At 73.6% G+C, this 21,681-nt stretch carries 11 protein-coding genes; 8 read left to right on the top strand and 3 right to left on the bottom strand.

Translation table 11 applies throughout. The features are described 5' to 3' along the window. Positions 1-61 precede the first annotated feature (61 nt). Together ACZ4MF_RS19710 and ACZ4MF_RS19715 are read left to right on the top strand one after the other, a co-directional pair. A complete protein-coding gene (locus tag ACZ4MF_RS19710; protein ID WP_467493246.1) occupies positions 62-1,177 on the top strand; it encodes an ornithine cyclodeaminase family protein in 1,116 nt (371 codons plus the stop codon). A 6-nt stretch (positions 1,178-1,183) separates the two neighbouring features. After that, positions 1,184-2,815, top strand: a complete 1,632-nt coding sequence (locus ACZ4MF_RS19715) for an amino acid adenylation domain-containing protein (RefSeq protein WP_467493247.1) — start codon at positions 1,184-1,186, stop codon at positions 2,813-2,815. Here the strand turns inward: ACZ4MF_RS19715 and ACZ4MF_RS19720 are convergent. Next, entirely contained in the window at positions 2,791-3,627 is an 837-nt protein-coding gene (locus ACZ4MF_RS19720; protein WP_467493248.1) for a putative nonproteinogenic amino acid hydroxylase, read from the bottom strand. The genes ACZ4MF_RS19715 and ACZ4MF_RS19720 overlap by 25 nt on opposite strands. Positions 3,628-3,756: 129 nt before the next feature. On the opposite strand from ACZ4MF_RS19720, the gene ACZ4MF_RS19725 reads away from it, so the two are divergent. Together ACZ4MF_RS19725 and gntD (ACZ4MF_RS19730) are read left to right on the top strand one after the other, a co-directional pair. Beyond that, a complete protein-coding gene (locus ACZ4MF_RS19725; RefSeq protein ID WP_467493249.1) occupies positions 3,757-5,325 on the top strand; it encodes a condensation domain-containing protein in 1,569 nt (522 codons plus the stop codon). Between the two features lie 56 nt (positions 5,326-5,381). Then, a complete protein-coding gene (gntD, locus tag ACZ4MF_RS19730) occupies positions 5,382-6,416 on the top strand; it encodes a guanitoxin biosynthesis L-enduracididine beta-hydroxylase GntD (protein ID WP_467493251.1) in 1,035 nt (344 codons plus the stop codon). Between the two features lie 82 nt (positions 6,417-6,498). Here gntD (ACZ4MF_RS19730) and ACZ4MF_RS19735 read toward each other — a convergent pair whose 3' ends face one another. Beyond that, entirely contained in the window at positions 6,499-8,928 is a 2,430-nt protein-coding gene (locus ACZ4MF_RS19735; protein WP_467493252.1) for a non-ribosomal peptide synthetase, read from the bottom strand. A gap of 435 nt (positions 8,929-9,363) precedes the next feature. Here ACZ4MF_RS19735 and rsgA point away from each other — a divergent pair, with 435 nt between their 5' ends. Beyond that, a complete protein-coding gene (gene rsgA, locus ACZ4MF_RS19740; protein WP_467493253.1) occupies positions 9,364-10,458 on the top strand; it encodes a ribosome small subunit-dependent GTPase A in 1,095 nt (364 codons plus the stop codon). A gap of 216 nt (positions 10,459-10,674) precedes the next feature. Beyond that, a complete protein-coding gene (locus tag ACZ4MF_RS19745; protein WP_467493254.1) occupies positions 10,675-14,316 on the top strand; it encodes a non-ribosomal peptide synthetase in 3,642 nt (1,213 codons plus the stop codon). Between the two features lie 65 nt (positions 14,317-14,381). Here the strand turns inward: ACZ4MF_RS19745 and gntD (ACZ4MF_RS19750) are convergent, their stop codons facing one another. Next, on the bottom strand, positions 14,382-15,464 hold the full coding sequence (gene gntD / locus ACZ4MF_RS19750) for a guanitoxin biosynthesis L-enduracididine beta-hydroxylase GntD (RefSeq protein WP_467493255.1): 1,083 nt from the start codon (positions 15,462-15,464) through the stop codon (positions 14,382-14,384). 530 nt (positions 15,465-15,994) lie between these two features. On the opposite strand from gntD (ACZ4MF_RS19750), the gene ACZ4MF_RS19755 reads away from it, so the two are divergent. Next, on the top strand, positions 15,995-20,392 hold the full coding sequence (locus ACZ4MF_RS19755; RefSeq protein WP_467493256.1) for an amino acid adenylation domain-containing protein: 4,398 nt from the start codon (positions 15,995-15,997) through the stop codon (positions 20,390-20,392). After that, complete coding sequence (locus ACZ4MF_RS19760) at positions 20,389-21,678, top strand: cation:proton antiporter (RefSeq protein WP_467493257.1); 1,290 nt, start codon at positions 20,389-20,391, stop codon at positions 21,676-21,678. The genes ACZ4MF_RS19755 and ACZ4MF_RS19760 overlap by 4 nt, the downstream gene beginning before the upstream one ends. Positions 21,679-21,681 lie beyond the last annotated feature (3 nt).

A 21,681-nucleotide genomic window follows, 5' to 3' on the forward strand; every position in this document is an offset into this window, starting at 1 on the left:
CACGGCCCGGCCGGGGCGCACCACCCTCCGGAAGCGGGACACGAACCATCGGGAGAGTGACGTGAAACCGGACCCCACCCTGGTAGTCGATGCCGCGGCCGTCGCGACGATCGTCGGCGAGATCGGCATCGGCCCGTTGTACGACCTGGCGATCGAGCGGCTGACCGAGGTGCTCACCTCGGCCGGCCCCGCTCCCGCCGCTCCTCCGGCGCCTTCTCCTCCCGCTCCCGTCGAGATGAAGGCGCGCGACGGATTCCTGCTCACCGCACCCCGGCTGGGTCTGCTGGAATGGATGCCGGCCGTCCGGCACGGGGCGACGGTCTCCATGAAGCTGGTGGGCTACCACCCGCACAATCCGGTCAAGAACCAACTGCCCACGATTCTCTCGACGTTGCTCGCCTTCGACGTCGACTCCGGTCATCTGCGCGCGATCGTGGACGGCACGTTCGCCACGGCCGTCCGCACCGGTGCGGCCTCCGCCCTGGCGACGCGCACGCTGGCCAGGCCCGGCGGCTCGGTGCTGGGCCTCGTCGGCTGCGGCGCCCAGGCGGTGACCCAACTGCACGCGCTCGCCCGGGTGTTACCACTGACCGAGGTGCTGGTGTGTGACAGCGACATCCGCGCGGAGACCACCTTCGCGGCGCGGGCCCGGGTGCCCGAGGGGCTGGTCCGGGTCGCCGAGCCCGCGGAGGTCGAGGAGCGCGCCGACGTCCTGTGCACGGCGACCTCCGTCGCCCCCGCGCACGGGCCGGTGATCCAGGGCACCGCCCTGCGCCCCTGGGCGCACATCAACGCCGTCGGCTCGGACATGCCCGGCAAGACGGAGCTGCCCGTGGAACTGCTGCGGCACGCCGTCGTCGTCCCCGACCACCGCGAGCAGGCCGTGGCCGAGGGCGAGTGCCAGCAGCTGCGTCCGGACGAGATCGGCCCCTGCCTGCCGGACCTGCTGAACGATCCCCGCCGGCAGCGGGAGCTGCGTGGCCTGCGAACCGTCTACGACTCGACCGGGCTGGCCCTGCAGGACCTCGTGATGGTCGAGCTGCTGGAGGAACTGGCCCTCGACGTGGGCGCCGGAGAACGGCTCGTGATCGAGGCGACCGCCCACGACCCACAGGACCCCTACGGGTTCCTGCCCGAATCGGTCACGCGGGCGTGCTGGCCCGCAGAGGAGGTGTGACCCCCCATGTCACAGCACACCGAACCGCCGGCTCCCCCCGACGACTGCGCCCCGCCGGGACATCACCGGGGACCGGTCGTGGACATCGGCGCGCGGACCGCCCTGGACCTGGTGGACCGGGAGACCGCGGCCCGCCCCGACGCCTTCGCGGTCCGCGAGCAGGGCCGCCGGCCCGTGTCGTACGCGGAGCTGGACCGGCTCGCGAGCACCGTGACCGACCGTCTCCTCGGGGAGTTCGGCGTCGGCCGCGGGGACACGGTGCTGATCGCCGCGCGCGCCGGAGTGGACTTCACGGCGGTGGTGCTCGGGACCCTGCGGGCCGGGGCGGCCTATCTGCCGGTGGACATGACCTATCCGCGCGAGCGCATCGAGCAGATCTTCCGCTCCAGCAGCGCCCGGCTGATGGTGCTGGACGACGGCGTGCGCGGCCCCGCCGTCCCGGGCACGGACACGCCGACGACGACGCTCACCCGGCTCCTCGTGGAGTACGCCGATCCACCGCCGCCCCGGCCGCGGATCGCCCCCGAGGACGCGTCCTACGTCATCTTCACGTCCGGCTCGACGGGCGCGCCGAAGGGCATCGTGCAGACGCACCGGACCCTGGCCAACCTGGCCGCCTGGCAGACGGGGGGCTCCGGGCTCGGCCGGGAGCGCCGGGTGCTCCAGTGCGCGCCGCTCACCTTCGACGTGTCGGTCCAGGAGATCTTCTGCACGCTCGCCTCAGGCGGCTGCCTGTGCGTGCCGCGGCCCGAAGTGCGGCGCGATCCACGGGACCTGATGGGCTACATCATCGGTGAGGCCGTCGAGGTCGTGGACTTTCCGCAGTCCCTGATCGACATCCTCATGTCCCTGCCCGTCACGCTCGAAGACGCCCCGGCCCTGCGGCACGTCATCAGCGCCGGGGAGACCGTACGGGTCACACCGGAGCTGTCCGGGCTGCTCACCCGGCGCCCCGAGATCACCCTGCACAACCACTACGGGCCGGCCGAGAACCACATGGTGACCAGCCACTCGGTGAGCGCGTCGAGGGGGAATCTGGAACCGCGCCCACCGGTCGGGTCCCTGGTGTGGAACACCTACATCCGCATCCTGGACGAGGAGTTGGCACCGGTGCCCGACGGCGAGGTGGGCGAGGTGTACATCGGCGGGGTCGGTGTGGCGCGCGGCTACACCGACCCCGGCCTCACCCGGACGGTGTTCGTGGCCGACCCCTTCGTCCCCGGGGCGCGGCTGTACCGCACGCGCGACCGGGGGGTGTGGCGCACCGCCGACGGCACGCTCCAGCTGCTGGGGCGGATCGACGACCTGATCAAGGTGCGGGGCAACGCGGTGGAGCCCCGGGAGCCCGAGACCCGGCTCGCGGCCCTGCCGGGGGTGAAGGACGCGGCGGTGTTCGGGGTGGCGCGGGCGGACGGCGGAACGGAGCTGCACGCGGCGCTCACCGGGGATCCGCCGCTGGCCCAGGAGCTGCGCCGTTCCCTGCTCGCCGTGCTGCCGGACTACATGGTGCCGGTGCGCTGGTGGGTGACCGACGAGCTGCCGTGCTCGGCCAACGGCAAGCTGGACCGCCGGGCCCTGCCGGGCCCGGGAGCCAGACAGCTGGCTGTGGTCCCTCACCAGTCGAACGCCTCGCGGTAGCCCCGCTTCTCGATGCAGTACGTCCGGAACGCCCGGGCCTTGTCGACCATGACTTCGTCCCCGGTGCGCCGGGCGGCCTCCAGGAACCAGTCGAAGGCGGCGGTGACCGGCGCGCGCCGCTCGAAGTGGAGCGCGGCGAACCGGCGGAAGGAGGTGCGCAGGGTGCTCCGGGTCAGCTCCGGTCCGCAGCCGATGAGTTCCTCGATGTCGGCCTCGGTCACCTCGGGGAGATCCATCAGCCGGACGGGTTGCGTCGCGGGGAGGTCGCCGCGGATCTCGACGGGTTCCTCGGCGTCCGCGAAGTCGAGGCAGAGGGAGAGCCGGGCGGGTCCGGCGGCACTGCGAGCCGAATGAGGATGTGTGGTGTGAATTTTCCAGACCTCACCAAGACGGAGGTGGTAGACGAGATTCCCCTCGGAATGCAGGGATTCCTCACTGGTGCGCAGCGGAACCTGCAGCCTGGTGCCCGGTTCGGCGAATTCGAGAAAGTCGACGTGCGGGGCGAGAATTCCGTCATCGAGGCTGAAGATCCGGACCCACTGGAGCCGGTCCAGCGGGAAGTGCTCGGTGACGAGAGACATGACGCCGGGCAGTCGCCGGCCCAGCTCGGTGAGGCTCAGGCGGTCGCCGTGGGGCCGGAACGCGGTGTCGGAATCGGCACCGGAGCCGTTGGCCAGCACGTGGGCCGACCAGGAGCCGAAGGTGAAGGCGTCGTACTCGCCGCCGGGGTCGTGCCGGTCCACGAGCGCCAGCTCGGCTTCCAGGCCGTGGGAATCGATGGGCAATACCGCAAGTCGCTGCGACTTGAGCATGGAGAATTCCCTTCATTGCCGGGCGCGTTGAGACAGCGGAAATCCACTGACTTCCGTTCGCCACCATAACGCTACCTAGACAGGCAATCTGTCAATCCCCGAAAACCCGCCGACCTATCGAGGGGAACCATGACCGATCCGATCCAGGAACTGTGCCTGCTGTTCGCCCGGGCGCTGGAGTTGGAGTACGTGACCGAGGACACGGACTTCTACCTGGCCGGTGGGCACAGTCTGTCCGCGCTGGCGCTCGCCGTGTCCGTCGAGGAGGCGGCGGGGGTTCCGGTGCGGGTGCGCGACATCTTCGAATGCGCCACGCCGAAGCTGCTGGCCGCGCGTCTCGCCGAGGCACGCGCCACCGCGGCCGGCGCCCGTCCCGCGCCGTCGTCGCACCCCGGCCCCGTGCCGGAGTCGGTCCGCTGGCTGTGGCTGGCACGCCAGGGCGAACACGGCGGGACGGGCGCGTACACGGTGCCGTGTCTGCTGCGCGGCGAGGGGGAGGTGGACACCGGGCGACTGGCCACGGCCGTCGCCACGCTGCCCGAGCGCCATCCGGCGCTGCGCACGGTGTTCGTGGAGCGGCAGGGCAGCCCCGAGGCGGTGGTCACCGACCGGGCGGCCCCGCTGGACGTGGTCGATCTGCGCGGCGGCCCCCTCGCCGACGGCACGCTCGAGGGGCTGGTCCACGCACGTGTCGAGGTCCCCTTCGACCTGGCGGAAGGCCCGCTCTTCCGCGCGACGCTCTTCCTGCTCCCCGAGGGCGCCTGGTGGCTGCTGCTGACGGCAGATCACCTGGTGTGCGACGGGCGGTCGTTGCGGATCCTGGCCGCCGAACTCGTCGCGGTGTACGGCGGGTTGTCCGTCCCCGGTCCCCGGTCAGCGCCCGGACCGGGGCGGGTAACGCGTTCACGGGAGGCGTCGCTGGCGTACTGGCGTGCGCTGCTGACTCCGGCGCCGGTGCCGCTGCTGCTGCCCGTGGACCGGCATCGGCGGGGGCGGGCGGGCGCGGTGACGGACACCGTGGTCCTGGACATCGAAGCGCGGCTGGTGGAGCGGCTCCCCGCGCTGGCCGCGGCCGCGCACGCCGGCACCTTCGCGCCGCTCGCGGCGGCCGTGGCCAGTGCGCTGGGCGAGCTGACCGGCAGCACCGACGTCTGCCTCGGCACCCCGGTGGACCGCAGGTCCCTGATCGGCCGGGACGGCGCCGTCGGCTTCCACGTCGCGACGGTCCCGCTGCGGCTGGATCTGTCCGGCCGCGCCGACCCGGCCGCACTCGTGCGCCATGTGGCGGCACGCACGGCGGACGCGCTCGATCACAGCGAGGTCGCCTTCGACGAACTGGTGGCGACCCTCGACCCGCCCCGGGCGCAGGGGCGCGGTCCGTTCTTCGACGTGTGGGTGGCGCTCTACCCGCACATCGACACCGGCCCCGCCGGACCGGGCGGCATCGCACTGCACGGCGGCCCCTTCCTGCTCCGGCAGGGCATGTTCGAGCTGTCGTTCCAGTTCGTCGAGCACGCGCGGGGGCTGCGGCTGTGCCTTCAGTACGACACCGCGCGCTACGACCGTGACACGGCCGAGCAGGTCGCCGGCCTCGCCCTCGCCGAACTCGGCCGCATCGCCGGGGAACCCGGGGCACCGCAGCCGCCTTCGGAGCCCGCGCCGGCACCTGCCTTCCAGGGCTTCCGTTTCGACACGTGACCGTCGCCCCGCCCTTACGCCTCCCCCTCCTCCTCCCCTTGCGACAGGAGACGCACATGACCACGATCCCGGACACCCTCCCGCTGACCGAACTCCGGCTGACGCCCGACGAGGCCGCCGAGACGGCCCGGCTGACCGGGAGCCTCGCCCGGGACCACCCCGCGGCGGACGGCGAACGCCTGCTGGAGGAACTGCCGTTGCTGGCCTCCCGGCTGCCCGAGCGGGTCCGCCGGTTCCTGCGTGCCTTCCAGCTGGACCGGGCGGGCGGGTACTGCGCGATCAGCGGTCATCTGGTGGACGACGAGCGGATCGGCCCCACTCCGGCGCACTGGCGCGACGAGCGGGTCCATCCCGAACTGCCGGAGGAGATCCTGCTGTTGCTCTACGCCGCTCTGCTCGGCGAGCCCTTCGGCTGGGCCACCCAGCAGGACGGGCACCTGGTCAACGACGTGTTCCCGGTCAAGGAGTACGAGACCCTGCTGCTCGGCACCGGCAGCCGGACCGCGCTCACCCTGCACACGGAGGACGCCTTCCATCCGTACCGGGCGGACTACATCGTCCTGGCCTCGCTGCGCAATCCGGACGGCGTGCCCGTGACGGTGGCGGAGGCCGACTTCACCACGCTGCCCGCGGACGTGCTGGACGTGCTCTTCGAGAGTCGGTTCCGGATCATCTCCGACGACTCCCACCTGCCGCACAACAACACCGTCAGCACACCGGAGGACCGCCGGATCTTCGCCGGCATCACGCGCCTGATCGCCGGACTCGGCCTGGTACCCGTGCTGTTCGGCTCCCGGACGGATCCGCTGCTGTGCTTCGACGCCACCCACATGTCACCGCCCGAGGACGATCCGCAGGCGGTACGCGCCTTCGCCGCCGCCCACGGGCTGCTCACCCGCGCCGCACGCCCGTGTGCGCTGGAGCCGGGCACATTCGTGTTCCTCAACAACCACCGGGTGGTGCACGGCCGCGAGGCCTTCACGGCGCGCTACGACGGCACCGACCGCTGGCTCAAGCGGGTGAACATCACCCACGACCTGCGCAAGTCACGGAGTCTGCGGCGGTCCGTGGGGACCCGGCTGATCGGCTGAGGCGGATCCGGCCGTGACGGCTGCGCGCCGAGGCAGGTCTCCCGGGTTGTCGGGCCGGGTGCCCGGTGCACCCGGCCCGGGGTCACGACCGGGTGGCCGCGGCCGCGCGGCAGACCCCGGCCACCGTGGGCTCGGCGAAGAAGTCGTCCAGCTCCACCCGCAGTCCGGCCCGGTTCTCCAGCTCGACCAGGAGCAGCGCGGCGGCCAGGCTGTGGCCGCCCAGGTCGAAGAAGTCGTCCTCGGGAGCCACCGAGCCCACCCCCAACACCTCGGCGAAGAGCTGAGCGATCTGGCCGGCGAGGGCATCGGCGCACTCCTCGGCCCTCGGAAGGGAGGAATCATGGCGCTGTTCCGGTACGGCGGCCCGCAGCAGCTCCGCCGCGCGCTCGGCGAGGGCGGCCCGGTCCACCTTGCCGTTGCGGGTGAGCGGCAGGGCCTCCAGCCGGACGAGCCGGCCCGGCACCATGTGGTCGGGCAGCACCCGGCGCCCTCCGGCGCGTACGGCGTCCGGGTCGGCGTCGCCGCACAGGAATCCGACCAGGGCGGGCGAGCCGTCGGCCCCGTCGGCGGCGACGGCGACGGCGGACGCGACGCCCGGCAGCGAGCAGAGCCCGGCCTCGACGTCGCCGAGTTCCACCCGGTGGCCGCGGATCTTGAGCTGTCTGTCGGCCCGGCCCAGGAACTCCACACCGGCGGGCGTCCACCAGCCACGGTCCCCGGTGCGATAGCGCCTGCCGCCCGGCTGTCCCGGCGCCTCGGTGAACAGGCGCGCGGTCAGGGCGGGGTCGTTGACGTAGCCGTCGGCCAGCGCGGTCCCGGACAGGTGGATCTCGCCCGGGAAGCCCGGCGGCAGCGCACGGCCGCGTTGGTCGAGGACTTCGAGGACGGTCGTGTCGAGGGGCCTGCCCACGGGGAAGCCGTGCCGGGGGCGTTCGGTGCAGTCGTAGGCGGTGGAGCCGACCGAGTTCTCCGTCGGCCCGTACTCGTTGACCAGCCGTACGCCGGGCGACAGGCGGAAGTGACGGGCGATCAGTTCGGCCGGGCAGGCCTCACCGGCCACTGTGACCAGGCGCAGACATCCGGGTGCGGCGAGCGCGTCGAGCAGGACCCGGTACAGGGACGGCACCAGGGTGATGTGTGTGGCGCGGTGCCGCTGCGCCAGGGCTGCGACGCGCTGCGGCACCAGCCGGTCGGCCTCCGGCAGGAGCAGCAGCGTGCCGCCCGCGCCGAGGACGGAGAACAGGTCGGAGACGGAGCTGTCGAAGGAGAGCGAGGGCACCTGCACGAGCCGGGTCCCGCCGTCCAGTTCGTGGTAGCGCCGCTTCCAGGCCAGGTATCCCGCGACGGCGGAATGCCGGATCGCGACGCCCTTGGGCGTTCCGGTGGAGCCGGAGGTGTAGATGACGTAGGCCAGATCCTGCGGGCCGGGCGGCGCGGGCAGGTCGTCGGGGTCCGTCGCGGGCTCGGGCGGCGCGGTGAGCGCGTCCGCCGCCAGGACGGGAACCGGGTGGCCGACGCGCGGTCCGGTGCCGTCGGTGACCAGGGCGGCGCAGCCGGCGTCGGCGAGGACGAAGCGCAGTCGCTCGGGCGGCAGGGCGGGATCCAGGGGTACGTAGGCAGCCGCGGCGCGCAGGATGCCGAGGATCACGGCCACGGCCTCGGCGCTCTTGGCCACGGAGGTGGCCACCCGGTCGCCGGGCTTCACCCCGGCCGCGCCGAGGCCGCGGGCGACGGCGTCTGCGCGGGCGCTCAACTCGGCGTAGGTGAGCCGTCGTTCACCGTCCACGACGGCGATCGCGTCCGGGGTCGCGCGGACCCGGTCGAGGACGGGCTCCAGCAGGGTGCCCGGCGGCTGCCGCGGGGCGTAGCCGGCGCGTTCCCAGCGGGCCACCTCTGCGCGGTCCTCGGGCGCGGCCAGGTCGATGTCCGCGCAGGTGGTGTCCGGTTCGGTGCAGGCGCCGAGCACGGTGACCAGGCAGCGCAGCACGACGGCGGCCCACCAGGGGTCCTGCCGTCCGGTGTCGCAGGAGGCGTGCAGGGTGCGGGCGCCGTCGGCTCCGTGGCGCAGGCCGACCACGAGGGCGGTGTCGGGGGGCGGCGGGCCGGGCAGCCGGTCGGAGCGGACCAGGAGGGCGAAGGGCAGCGCGGGGTCGGTGTCGGCCACGCCGGGCGCCTGCCGCAGCGCTCGGTCGACGTCGAGGATCAGCTCCCGCAGGGTGGCGTCCGTCGCGGTCCCGACCGGGCAGAGAAGGGTGCCACGGGGCCCGGCGACGGCGAGCACCGGTTCGGCCAGGTCCTCGGCCGCGCGCAGGACCAGGGCCGCGGCGGCGGCCAGGACGACGAGTTCCTCCAACGGGCGTTCTCCGGCCACGCGTTGCAGGCCCTGCCGTGCTGCCGGGGTCAGTTCCTCGGAGAGTTCGGCGCGTCCGCGCGCCCCGGACTCGGCCAGTCTGGCCCGCAGTGGGGTCGGCGTCGCGGCCGTGGTGTTCCGGCGTACGTTTTCAGAGCTCATGACGGGTCCTCAAGGGGGTCGGAGCAAGGAATGTCCTGCCGGAAATCCAGGATTCACTTCCCTTCGGGAAGCATTCCAAAACACTGGATTCCGCCACCGTAAAATCACGTTCAGCAAAGCTGTACGGAGCACTTCTGGATTCCATGGACGAGTGTCGTCCAGGTCATTTAATTCACTGCCCGGGAGTCTGAAAACAGGCTGCCCATTTTTCCGCATCACCACTCTGACCTGTGCCGATGATGCCACCTGGGCGAAAGTCCCATTAGTGTCACCGATTGCAGGATAGCAGCGGAGGAGATCGCTATACAGCCCCCCGCTTCCCTACGGCACAGCAACCTCAAAATCTCACCGTAAAACACTTGGCCGACGCCTCGCCACTATGGCACTCTCGACGGGGAAGGTCACGATCGTGAATGACGAAAGGACCGCACATCCATGACGCCCGAACCGGAGGAACTGACTCCACTCGGTTGGGACGAGGGCTTCGCCGGGAGCTGGACGACCGCCCTCGAAGACCTCGACCCCAGGTGGCGCGGCCTGGCCCGCCCCGCCCGCGTGGTCCGGGTGGACCGCGGGGTGTGTACGGTCCTCGACGGCGCCGGCGAGCAGCGCGCCCGGGTCTCCCTGCCGCCCGCGCTCCGCCAGAGCACCGAGGGCCAGCCGGCCGTCGGCGACTGGGCGGCCGTCGTCCCGCCCGAGACGGGGGACGAACTCGCCGGGTTGGTGGGCCTGTTGCCGCGCCGCTCCGCGTTCACCCGGCGGGCCGCCGGGCGGGAGACCGTGGAGCAGGTGGTCGCCTCGAACATCGACGTCGTCTTCGTCGTCGTCCCCCTGACGGGCCGTCAGCGGCTGCGCACCATCGAGCGCTATCTCGCGGTGGCCTGGCAGAGCGGCGCCCAGCCGGTCATCGTCCTGACCAAGGCCGACCTGTGCCCGGACGTCGCCGAGGCCGTGCAGGAGGTCGAGTCCGTGGCCTTCGGGGTGCCGGTCGTCCCGCTGAGCGTCCGCCGCGAAGAGGGCGTCGAGGCGCTGTACGACCATTTGCGGCCGGGGCGTACGGTCTCGCTGGTCGGCGCCTCCGGCGTCGGCAAGTCCACACTGGTCAACCATCTGTACGGGCAGGACCGGCAGGCCACCCGCGAGATCCGCAGCGACGGCAAGGGCCGGCACACCACGACGCATCGGGAGCTGGTCCCGATGCCGGACGGCGCCCTGCTCATCGACACCCCCGGGATGCGCGCGCTGGGTGCCTGGGACATCGAGGAGGGCCTCCAGCAGGCCTTCGGCGATGTGGAACAGCTCGCCGGCGAGTGCCGTTTCGGCGACTGCCGGCATCAGGGCGAGCCGGGGTGCGCGGTCAACGCGGCCGTCGACGCGGGCGATCTCTCCGGGGATCGCGTCGCCAACTGGGAGAAGCTCCAACGCGAGCAGCAGCGGCTGGAGTTGCAGCAGGACAGCCGGGCCCGCGCCGAGGAGCACAAGCGCGTCCGTGCCCGTCAGCGCGCGCTGAACCGCCGTCCACACCGCTGAGGCCGCCCCACCGCACCGCGTGCGCCTTACGGCCCGGGCGGGCGCGGTCCGGGCTCCCGGCACCGGGCCGACCGCTGCGTCGCCGCGCCGTGGGACCGGCGCTCACCGGTCCGCTCCGCGACCCGGCGGCGCATCCCTGAACCGTCCCTCCCCCACCAGCTCGGCATACCCCGTCCGGCGCCTCGGCCGAGGTGCCCCGTGGCAGAGGAGATCGTGGTGAGCGTTGCGGAAGGCCGAGCGCGGGTGACCGTCGCGCTCGACGACGAGACCGGTGCGGCGCTGCGCGCGCTGTGCGCGGCGGCGGGTGCCGAGACGCCGACGGCGGCAGCGGCCCTGCTCCGGATCCTGCTGCACCGGCTGACCCGGAGCACGGTCACTCCCATCCGGGTCGAACTGCCCGGCGGAGACGCGGTATTGAGCCCGCCGTTCGACCCGGACACCGGCTTTCGGGCCTGTCTGCGCGTGGAGCAGCGTGCCATGGAGGCGGCAGGTGTCGGCGCGTCGAGCCTCCGGAGCCGCACCGGTGTCACGCTGGTGGCGCCGGGGCACACCGTCGTCGCCGCCGAGAGCCCGGACCCGGCCGCCGTCCCGCTGACCGTGCAAAGCGACGCCTGCGACGCGCGCGGTGCCCGACGCACGGCGGCCCAACTCGCCCTCCTGGCACGGGAGGCCTGCGCCGCGCCGGACACCCCGGTGGGCCGCCTGCCGGTCCTGCCGCCCCGCCAGCACGCCGGTCTGCTCGCGCTCGGCACCGGACCACAGCAGCCGCTGCCGCACCACCGCACGGTGCTCGACCTGTTCGCCGAGCAGGTGCGCCTGCGCCCCGACGCCGGCGCCGCCGTCTGCGGCGACCGTGCCTACACGTACGCCGAACTCGACGGCATGGCGGACCGGTTGGCCGCGCGGCTGGCCGCGACGGCGCCGACCGGGCCCGAACGGATCGTCGCCCTGGTGTGCGCCCGCACCGAGTGGATGCTGGTCTCCCTCCTGGCCGTCCTCAAGACCGGCTCGGCGTTCCTGCCGCTGGACCCGGAGCAGCCGGCCCGCAGGCTCCGTGCGCTGCTTGCCGGCAGCATGGCGGTGGCGGTGCTGGCCGACGCCGCGCGGGCCGAGCTGCTGTCCGGCACGGACCGGCCGGTCGTGCCCCTCGGCCGGGACGTCCCCGCCGGCCCGGCCCCGGTACGGCTGCGGCCGGCGGGTCCCGGGGATCTGGCGTACGTCGTGTACACCTCGGGCTCCACCGGCTCCCCGAAGGGGGTCATGGTCGAGCACCTGGGCATCCTCAACACGGTTCTCCACCGCATCGGCTATTACGGTCTCGGCCCGGACTCCCGGCTCCTCCAGGTCGACCCGGTGCACGCCGACGCGGGCATCTCCGACGTGCTCTCCGCCCTCGGAGCCGGGGCGCAGCTGGTGGTGCTGGAGCGGGAGCAGCTGATCGATCCCGACGAGGTCGCGGCCGTGATCCGGCGGGAGGACGTGACCCATGTGCAGACCGTCCCCAGCCTCTACCAGCTGATCCTGGACTACGCCGGGGACCGGCTGCCCTCACTGCGTCAGGTCGTCCTCGGCGGCGAGCGCCTCACCGCGGCTCTCGCCGCCCGCCATCACCAACTCCTGCCGCACGCCGAGCTGTTCAACGAGTACGGCCCGTCCGAGGACAGCGTCGCCACTACACTCGTCAAGATCGAACCGGGTGTCGAGGAGCCGCCCGTGGGCCAGCTGTTCCCGAACAAGACGGTGGACCTCCTCGACGAGCACGGCGTGCTGGTGCCGTTCGGCGCTCCCGGGGAGATCTGTGTCGGCGGCGTCGGGCTCGCCCGCGGCTACCTCGGCGACCGACGGCGCACCGAGGAACGGTTCACGGCGAACCCGGTGCGCGGCGGGGAACGCATGTACCGCACGGGCGACCTGGGGCGATGGTTGCCCGACGGCAGCCTGCTGTGCCTGGGCCGGATCGACGACCAGGTGCAGATCCGGGGCCACCGGGTGGAGCCCGGCGAGGTCGCCGAGGTGCTGGCCAAGGCTCCCGGGGTGCGGAACGCGGTGGTGGTGGCGGTACCGGGCGGCGCGGACGGCGCGCTGCGGCTCGTCGCCTATGTCGTCGGCGCGTGCGAGCCCGCCCGGCTGCGGACCCATCTCACCGAGCGGCTGCCCGCACACCTGGTGCCCGACGCCTATGTCCCGCTTCCGGCGCTCCCGGTGACCTCCATCGGCAAGCTGGACCGCGCCGCGCTGCCGGCCCCGCCGGCCCCGGGAGCACAGGCCGAGGAAGCGGCCGGGGGCGCACTGACCGGAGCCGAACTCCGGGTCGCCGAGGTGTGGTCGGCGGTGCTGGGCCGCGGCGTGCGGCAGCCGGACGCCGACCTGTTCGCGCTGGGCGGCCACAGCCTGATCGCGGCCCGCATCGCCAAGGAACTCGGTGTGGCGGTCAGCACGGTCTTCGCCCGCCCGACGGTACGGCGGCTCGCGGCCGCGCTCCCCGAAGGCGCCCCGGTTCCGGCGGCGGCCCCCGCTCCGTCCCGGGGAGACGAGCAGGCCTTCCCGCTGTCCCGGGCCCAGCGCAGGGTCTGGCTGACCTCACGGCGCACCCACGCGGACCGCTTCATCGTCGCGGACCTCGTCCGCACCGGCCGCACCCTCTCCCCCGGCACGCTGCGCACCGCGCTGGAGGCCGTCGTCGACCGCCAGGAGTTGCTGCGGGCTCGGGTCCGGGCCTCGGGGGCGTCGGCCGAACTGACGGTGGCCGACCGGCTGCCCGACGGCGTACCCCTGCGTGTGACCCAGCTGCCGGGGGCCGATCCCGACGGGCCCGAGGTCCGGCAGGCGCTGCGAGCCGCCCGGGCCGTGACCTTCGACCTGGACCGGGCACCGCTGTTCGAGGTGTGCCTGATCACCGGCCCGGCCGGCGGCGACCTGCTGACGGTCAGCGCGCATCATCTGGTCTACGACGGTGCCAGTGTCACGGTCCTGCTGGACGATCTGTTCACGGCGTACGACGCGGTCGAGCGGGACGGCCGTGCCGAACTGCCCGCGCTGGACTACCAGTACCGCGACTGGGCCGCCGAGGAGCGGGCCTGGCTCGCCTCTCAGGAGGCGGCGCAGCAGGAGGCGTTCTGGCGGAAGCGGCTGGAAGGGGTGCGGCCGGCCCCCGAGTTGGTGGACCCCGCGCGCCGGGGGCGGCGCCGGGGCTCAGCGGGGCTGGTCCGGCGCACGCTGGCGGCCGACTCGCTGCACGGCGCCCCGGGAACGCCGTACGCCGTGGTGGTGACCGCGTTCACCGCGCTGCTGCATCGCACGACCGGAGCGACGGATCTGCTGCTGGGCTTCCCCGCGAGCCTGCGGCACACCGCGGCGGCCGACGCGCTGGTCGGCTACTTCGCCAATGCGGTGCCGCTGCGCCTGGAGTTCGCCGCCGAGGACGAGCTGGGCGCGCTGCTGGCGCATGTGGGAGAGCGCGTCGTGGAGGCGTACGAGCACGCGCGGCTGCCCTTCGACGTCCTCGTGGAGCGCCTCGGCATTCCGGCGCAGCAGGGCCGGAGCGTCCTGCTCGATCTGGGCGTGAGCTGGGAGAACGCGACCGTCGGCGGTGCTGCCCGGCAGGTCGAGGACGTGCTGGCGGACACGTTGCCCGCCGACAGCGACCTGTGGCTGTACGCGAGCGTCCACGGCGAGGTGCTGCACCTGGATCTCACCTACGACCGGAACCTGGTGACGCCGGACGAGGCGGCCGGCTTCGCCGACGATCTCGCGCGTCTGGTGTCCGCCGTGGTGGGCGAACCGCTCACACCGGTGAGCGCGGGCTCCCGCGGCCGGGAGGAGGCGGAGGTATGGGACACGACGCGTTACGACTTCTGACTCCGCAGCGTTCTCCGCGGGCCGCGGGGCGGCCCGCCGGTGCGGGCCGCCACCGCGCCGGTGACTCAGACCAGGGCCCGGCCGTGCGGTGCGTAGCGCCGTCCGCTGGCCCGGCGCAGGTCGGCCAGGACGTTGATGCGGCGCAGCCAGCGGTCGGTGCCGTCGTAGCGGGCGGCGAAGGGCCTGCGGCCGTGCACGGCACGCTTGTTGTCGACGATGAGCAGCTCGCCGGGGCCCACCACGACGTCGCGGAGGCCGGCGTCGATGGCGGCGATGGCCGCGTCCAGGGCCTCCAGCGCCTCGCCGTCGAGGGTGCGCGGCATGAAGGCCGGGTCGATCCGGATGTAGGGGGCCTCACGGTCGCCGTAGAGGACTGCCGTGCGCCGGGGCTCGCTCTGCTGGTCCGCGATGTCGCGGAAGGCCTCGGCGACCCAGCTCTCCTCGTCCACTCCTGTGGTCCGGCTGTTGAACGCTGCGGTGTGCGACTCGTCGGGCCGGATGACGAACCGTTCCTCGAAGAGCAACCGGCGCACCCGGTCGTCCAGTTGGACGTCCTGGACGGTGGCGAAGGTGGTCGGCACGCGGTCGTGGTTGCGGATCCCCGCCAGCATGATCCAGTCGGCGCGCAGCGGGTGGAAGGCGTCCTCGTTGTGCCACTCCAACGGGGTGGTGGAACTGGAGCCGAGCTGTTCCGCCTCGTGTCCCTTGATCGGGAACAGGTCGAGGACCAGGCGGCCGCGCTGCTGGGTCAGGAAGGAGACCGGATCGCCGAGGAACGTGCCGAACAGGAGCAGCAGGGCCGTGGTCCGCTCCGCTTCGGCACTGACCGGCTCGTGGACGTAGTCGGTCGGGGTCGGCCCGGCCAGCGCCTCGGACACGGGCAGGTTGGCGACGACGAGGCCGCCGTAGGGGCGTCCGGTGATCCGGAAACGCACGAGGTGGGAGCGGATCCGCACGGGCATCTCGTGGGCGAGCAGGGTCAGTTGGTCGAGTCGCCGGTCGAGCGGCTGCTCGTGGTTGTCGTCCAGGGCCGCCTCCGCCAGGTCGTGCAGGGCGGTGCGCTCCGCATCGGTCAGTTCCAGGCAGGGCATGCCGTCGTCGGCCCGCTTCGGGAGTTCCGCGACGGGAAGGGCTCCGCTGAGGTTCATGAGGTGTGCTTTCCTTTTCTCTATTCAGGCAGTGTTCGGGACAGGCGAACCCTCACGAGAGTTTTGGAACACACGGAGACCCGGGCCGAAGCAAACCTCTTCCGGCTTAAAATCCAGGAAAATTCGACCCGGTCGAGAATTTCCCGAGCGGCGCTTCGGAAACGCGGTCGGGCGCCCCCGTGCTCCCATTTCATCCACCGGCCGCCGTCCCCACGTCGCCGGAATAGACTGGGCGGAAGCCTAGTCTCACCACGGAAAATACCCCAGCGGCTCGTCATGTGAGCCGCATCACTCCCAGCGTCTCCTCGCCCTCCGCAGCCGCCAATCATATTCGGACCGGCGAGGGTCTCGACGTATTACGTCACCCCAGCCGGGTACCGGCCAGTTTTTTCTGACACGCGCCTTCTCCAGCCCTTTTCGAGCCCGAGGAGCCACCATTGCCGAAAGGCCCCGACCCTACCTCCGGACCGACCTGTTCCGCGCCCGAGACCACTCTTCTCGGCCATGGTGCGGAAAGGGACCCCGCCGCCGTGCGCGTCCACTGGCTCGCCGCGCTGAAGGGCATCCGCCGGGAGCCCCTGCTCCAGCCGGGCGGGGCGAGTGCGCCGGTGCCCGAGGCCGCGGGCTTGCCGGCCGAACGGACCGCGGCCCTGCGGCACATGGCGGGCGACGACCCGGTCGGCCTGCACCTGCTGCTCCTCGCCGCGACCCGGCTGTGCCTGGGCGCGTTCGGCGCCGCCGAGGACCTGGCCGTCCTGTGTCCCTCTCCGGACGGCTCCGGCGCCGAACTCGCCCTGCACACCCGGCTCGCACCGGACACGCCGATGACCGAGTTCCTCGCCTCGGCCCATGCCGACCTGGTCGCCGCGACGCCGTTCGCCTGGCGCCACCGTGACCCGCTCGCGTCCCGGCTCGAAGCCGCCGGTGCCGCCGAGTCCGGCGCCCTCGCCCAACTGTCCGTGCGCTGGGGGCCGCAGAGCGGGCCCCCCGCGGGGGTCGAGGTGCGCGGGCACCTGGCGGAGGACGGCACCCTGCGGGTGGAGGTCGCCGCCGCCCACGAGCGGGTTCCGGCGGCCGTGGCCGCCCTGCCCCGGTGTGTCGCGGCCGCGCTGGCCGACCTCGCCCGCGATCCGCGGCGCCCCGCCCGCGAGCTGGATGTCCTCGGCCCGGCCCAGCGCGCGGAGTTGGAGCACCGGAGCGGTCTGCCGCTGCCGGCCGCCTACCCCGCCCGCACCCTCGTCGACCTGGTCGACTCGGCCGCCGCGCACCACCGCGACAAGGCCGCCGTGGCCGCGGACGACACCCGGCTGACGTACGAGGACCTCGTCACCCGCTCGGCGTTGCTCGCCGCCACGCTGCGCGCCGAGCACGGGATCGGCCGCGGTGACCGGGTCGCCGTGGTGCTGCCGCGCGGCGCCGCGCTCGTCGTGGCCGTGCTGGCCGTGCTGCGCGCGGGCGCCGCCTGGGTACCCGTCGACCCCGCCCATCCCGCACAGCGCGTCAGCCATCTGCTCCGGCTGAGCCGGGCCAAGCTCCTCATCGGCGACCACCGCCCCGCCGGCCCCGCCCTGCCCACACTGCCCGCGGACCGGGTCCTCGACCCGCAGCCCCCGGCGAGCCACCCGCCGTCCGCGCCGCGCGTACGGCCCGCGGACGAGGCCATGGTGCTCTTCACCTCGGGCTCCACCGGCCTGCCCCGCCCGGTGAGCCTGCGGCACGACCAGCTGTGCCACAAGGCGGTCAGCTCGGCGCGACAGCTGGGCATCGACGCCGGCGTGCGGTGCGCCCTGCTCTCGTCGCTCACCTCGGACGCCACGGCGTACCAGATCTTCGTGACGCTCGGCGCCGGCGGCACGCTGATCGCCCTCGGGGCACCCGACGAGCTGGACCCCGTCACGTTCTGGGAGCGGATCCGCGCCGAGCGGGTCACCCTCGTCAACTGCGTGCCGGGCCTGCTCTCGGCCATGCTCGACGCGCTCCCGCCGTCGGCCGGCCTGCCCCTCGGCCATCTGATCCTCGGCGGTGACGCCGTACCGCGCGGCCTGATGGCCCGTACCCGGGGCCGGTTGCGCATCGGCAGACTGGTCAACCTCTACGGCCCGTGCGAGGCGACCGTGGAGTGCGTGTCGTACGTCTGTGACGGCGACCGGGCCGCCGAGCTGATGGCTGTGCCCATCGGCGCTCCCTCGCCGGGCTTCGGCGTGCTGCTCGTGACGCCCTGGGGCACGCTCGCACCCGTCGGCGTCCCCGGCGAGATCTACGTCGCCGGGCCGGGCGTGGCGGCCGGCTATCTCGACGCGCCCGAGGCCACGGCCCGGCGGTTCGTGGCCTGCCCGGTCGGCGACATCGGCCACAGCTTCCGCACCGGCGATCTCGCCCGCTGGAACGCCGACGGCACACTGGACTTCCTCGGCCGGATCGACGGGCAGGTCCAGCTGCACGGCCACCGGGTGGAGCCGGGCGAGGTGGAACAGGCGCTGGTACGGCTCGCCGGCGTGCGGGAGGCGGTCGTCCTGCCCCACTCCGGCGGCCGGGACGCCGTGACCCTGGCCGCCTGGTACACGGCCGACACGCCCCTCGAACCCGGCGTCGTACGGGCCCGGTTGGCCGAGCACCTGCCCGCGCACATGGTCCCCGCCCAGCTCACCCGGCTGGCCGAGCTGCCCCGCACGCCGCACGGCAAGACCGACCGTACCGCGCTCGCCGCCTTGCCCGCGCCCCGCCCGCAGACCACGTGGATGCCGCAGGACAACGCGGCACGGACCGTGGCCCGCGCCTGGGAGAGCGTGTTCGGGCACCCGCCCCGCGCCGCCGACGAGGACTTCTTCGCGGCCGGCGGCCACAGCCTCACCGCCGCTCAGCTCGTCAGCGCCCTGTGCGCGGCGGAGCCGGAGTGCGGAGTGGCCGTACGGCAGATCTTCACCGCGCGCACCCCGGCGGCCCTGGCCGAGGCGGTACGGCAGGGCCCGCGCCGCACCCCCGCGTCCTCGCCCGGCGCACCCCCGCAGCCCGTCCCCGACGAAGCCGCCGAGACCGAGGCAAGCAACGCGCAGCGGCGCATGTGGCTCCTGGAAGCCCTGGACGAGGGCGAGTTGCGTGCCTACAACATGGTCGAGGCGTACGAACTCGACCGGCCGCTGTCGCCGCAGGCACTGCGCGCCGGAGTGCGCGCCCTCGCGGTGCGGCACGAGTCGCTGCGCACCACCTTCGAGATGCCGCGCGACGGCACGGGGGCGGTGCTGCGGCAGGTCGTGCGCGACGTCGCGGACCTGGACCTGGAACCGGTGCTGGAGCGGGTCGCTCCCGACCGGTTCGAGGCCGCCCTCGCCCGGGCACGGGACGAGGAGACGCGGTGGCGCTTCGACCTGGCCGGCGGTCCGCTCCTGCGGTTGCGCCAACTGAGCGCCGAGGGGCGGCCGTCCGTCCTGCTGTTCAACATCCACCACTGCGTCAACGACGGCTGGTCGTACTCCGTCCTGCTGCGCGACCTGCTCACCGCGGCCGCCGCGTTCGAGGCGGGCCGTCCGTACGAGCCGCCCGCGCTCGCGGGCCACCGCGCGCACACCCGGGCGCTGGCCGGCCGGCTGGCCGGACAGAGCGGCGCGGCCCACGCGGCGTACTGGCGGCAGGCACTCGCCGGACTGCCGGTGCTCGCGCCGCTGCCCGCGGACCACGAGCCGAGTACGGTGCGCGCCGGCGCGGGCGGGCAGGTCCGGGTGGCCCTGGGCGAGGAGCGGACGCGGGAGCTGCGCGCCCTGGCCGTGCGGGCCGGCACCACGCCGTTCATGGTGTGCGTGGCGGCGGCGCGCGTGCTGCTGCACCGGCTGACGGGCGTCGCGGACCTGCCGCTCGGCACGGTGGTCGCGGGCCGTTCCCAGCCCCGACTGGCCGAGGAGGTGGGGCTGTTCGCGAACACGGTCGTGCTGCGCACCGTGCTGGATCCGACGGGCTCCTTCACCGATCTGCTCGACCGGGTCCGGCGGACGGCACTCGATGTGCAGGAACACGAGGAGTACCCGTTCGACCGGATCGTGGAGGATCTCGCGGTGCGGCGGGAGCCGGGCCGTAATCCGCTGTTCGACGTGCTCGTCGAGACGGTGATGTCACCGACCGTCGAAGCCGGCACGGGCGACGGCCGGCGCACCGCCCGGCATCTCGACGATCCGCCGGAGGTCAGCGACTTCGACCTCTGTCTCGGCTTCCTGATCGCGGAGCCCGGGTCCGGCCGCCCCACGGAGATCCGCGTCGGCTATCGCAGCGACCGGTACACCGCGCGGGGTGCGGCCCGGATCGGCGAGCGGCTGCGCGAGATCCTCGACGCCGTGCTGCGCGAACCCGACGCGCCGCTGCCCGGACTGCCGCTCTCGTCCGACGGCGCCGGAGCGGCCCGTACGACCACCGAACTGCCCCTGTCCGAGGGCGCCGTGCACGCGCTGGCCCGGATCAGTGGCGGCCGGGCGGCGGAGGAGCTGGTGGTGCTGACCTCCGCGGTGGCCCGGGTGGCGGCGGACACGGGCGGCGCCGGGGAGGTCCAGGTACAGCGGTCGGGGGCGCGGGTGCCCTGCCCGGTGGACGCGGGGGCCGCGACGACCCCGGCCGACCTGGTGGTCGCCGTGGACCGGGCGGTCAGGACGGGAGCCCCGGCCCGCGTACTGCCCGGGGTGCTCGTGGCGTCGGAGGCGGTCGCGGCGCCCGCCGCCGGCGTGCCGCTGAGCGTGACCCTGCTCGCCCCGGCCGCGGCCGGCCGGCGCGTGCTGCGGCTCGACGCGGGCCCGGGGGCCGCGGGACAGCGCACGGCCGAGGCCCTGCGGCACGAGCTCGACGCGGTGCTCAGCTCGTTCGCCCGGCCCCGGGAGCCGTTCCCGCACCGACAACCGCCGTGCGAGGCGTCCGTCGCGCACGGCGCCGACCCCAGGAGGAATGCGTGAGTCCGGACGCGTCCATCACCCATCTCGTCGGAGCGTCGGCGGTCGTCCTGCTGGCCGCCAACCTCGGCGGCTGGGCGTCCAGGAAACTCGGACAGCCCAGCATCGTCGGCCAGTTGATAGCCGGCGTCGCCCTCGGCCCGAGCCTGCTGAACCAGCTGCCCGCCGTCGTCGGCGACACCCTGTTCCCGAAGGCCATCGCACCGATGCTGACCGGGCTGAGCCAGGTGTCCCTGGTCCTCTTCCTCTTCGTCGTCGGCTACGAACTCAACCTCGACCTGCTGCGCGGCAGGTCTCGTACGGCGCTCGGCGTCGCGGCGGCCGGCTTCGCCGTGCCGATGCTGCTCGGCGCGGGCGCCGCCCTGCTCTTCCACGGCACGCTGGAACAGCTCGGCGCGCCCCGCGGCATGCCGGTGAGTTCCGTGCTCTTCCTGGCCGTCGCGGTGTCGATCACGGCCGTTCCCGTACTGATCGTCGTGGTGCGCGAGAACGGGCTGGCCGGCACCGTGCCCGGGGTCCTCGCGGTCTCGGCAGCCGGGCTCATCGACGTCGTGGGATGGGCGGTCCTGCTCGGCACCATCATGGAGCGCGGCGACGGCTCCGGCATGTCGCTGCCGGCGCGGCTCGTCCTGCTCCTCGTCTTCGTCGCCGTGATGGTGTGGCCGGTCCGCCTGCTGCTGCGGCGCGTGCTGCGCTCCCCGCACGTCTCCGCGCAGGCCCGGCTGGCGCTGCTGATCGGGTTCGCCTTCGCCGCCGCCTGGGGCACCAGTGTGCTCGGCCTGCATGTGATCTTCGGCGCGCTGCTCGCCGGTGTGGTCACCCCGCGCGAGCCGGACGGAACGCTGGACCCGGAGCTGGTGCACTCCCTGGACGGTGTCGGTTCGCTGCTGCTGCCGTTCTTCTTCGTGGTGTCGGGGCAGAGCGTCTCCATCGGCGCGCTGGGCGGCACCGCGGTGGCCGTCCTGGTGGGCGTGACGGTGCTCGCGGTCGTCGCCAAGGTGGGCTCCGGCGCGCTCGCGGCACGCGCCTGCCGGCTGGACCGGCGGACCTCGCTGACCATCGGGGTGCTGCTCAGCACGCGCGGGCTGACCGAGCTGATCGCCCTCAACGCCGGTTTCGAGGCCGGGCTGTTGAGCGGGCGGCTCTACACCGTTTTCGTGCTGATGGCCATCGCCACCACGCTTCTCACACAGCCCCTGCTGGTGCTCTGCCGCCGGATGCGGACGCCGGACGACGACGCGCTCGCCTCGGCGGATCCGGTGTCCGCGGGAACCGCGCGCGGTCACTGACCC

The sequence above is a fragment of the Streptomyces sp. NPDC025793 genome, assembly GCF_055558375.1.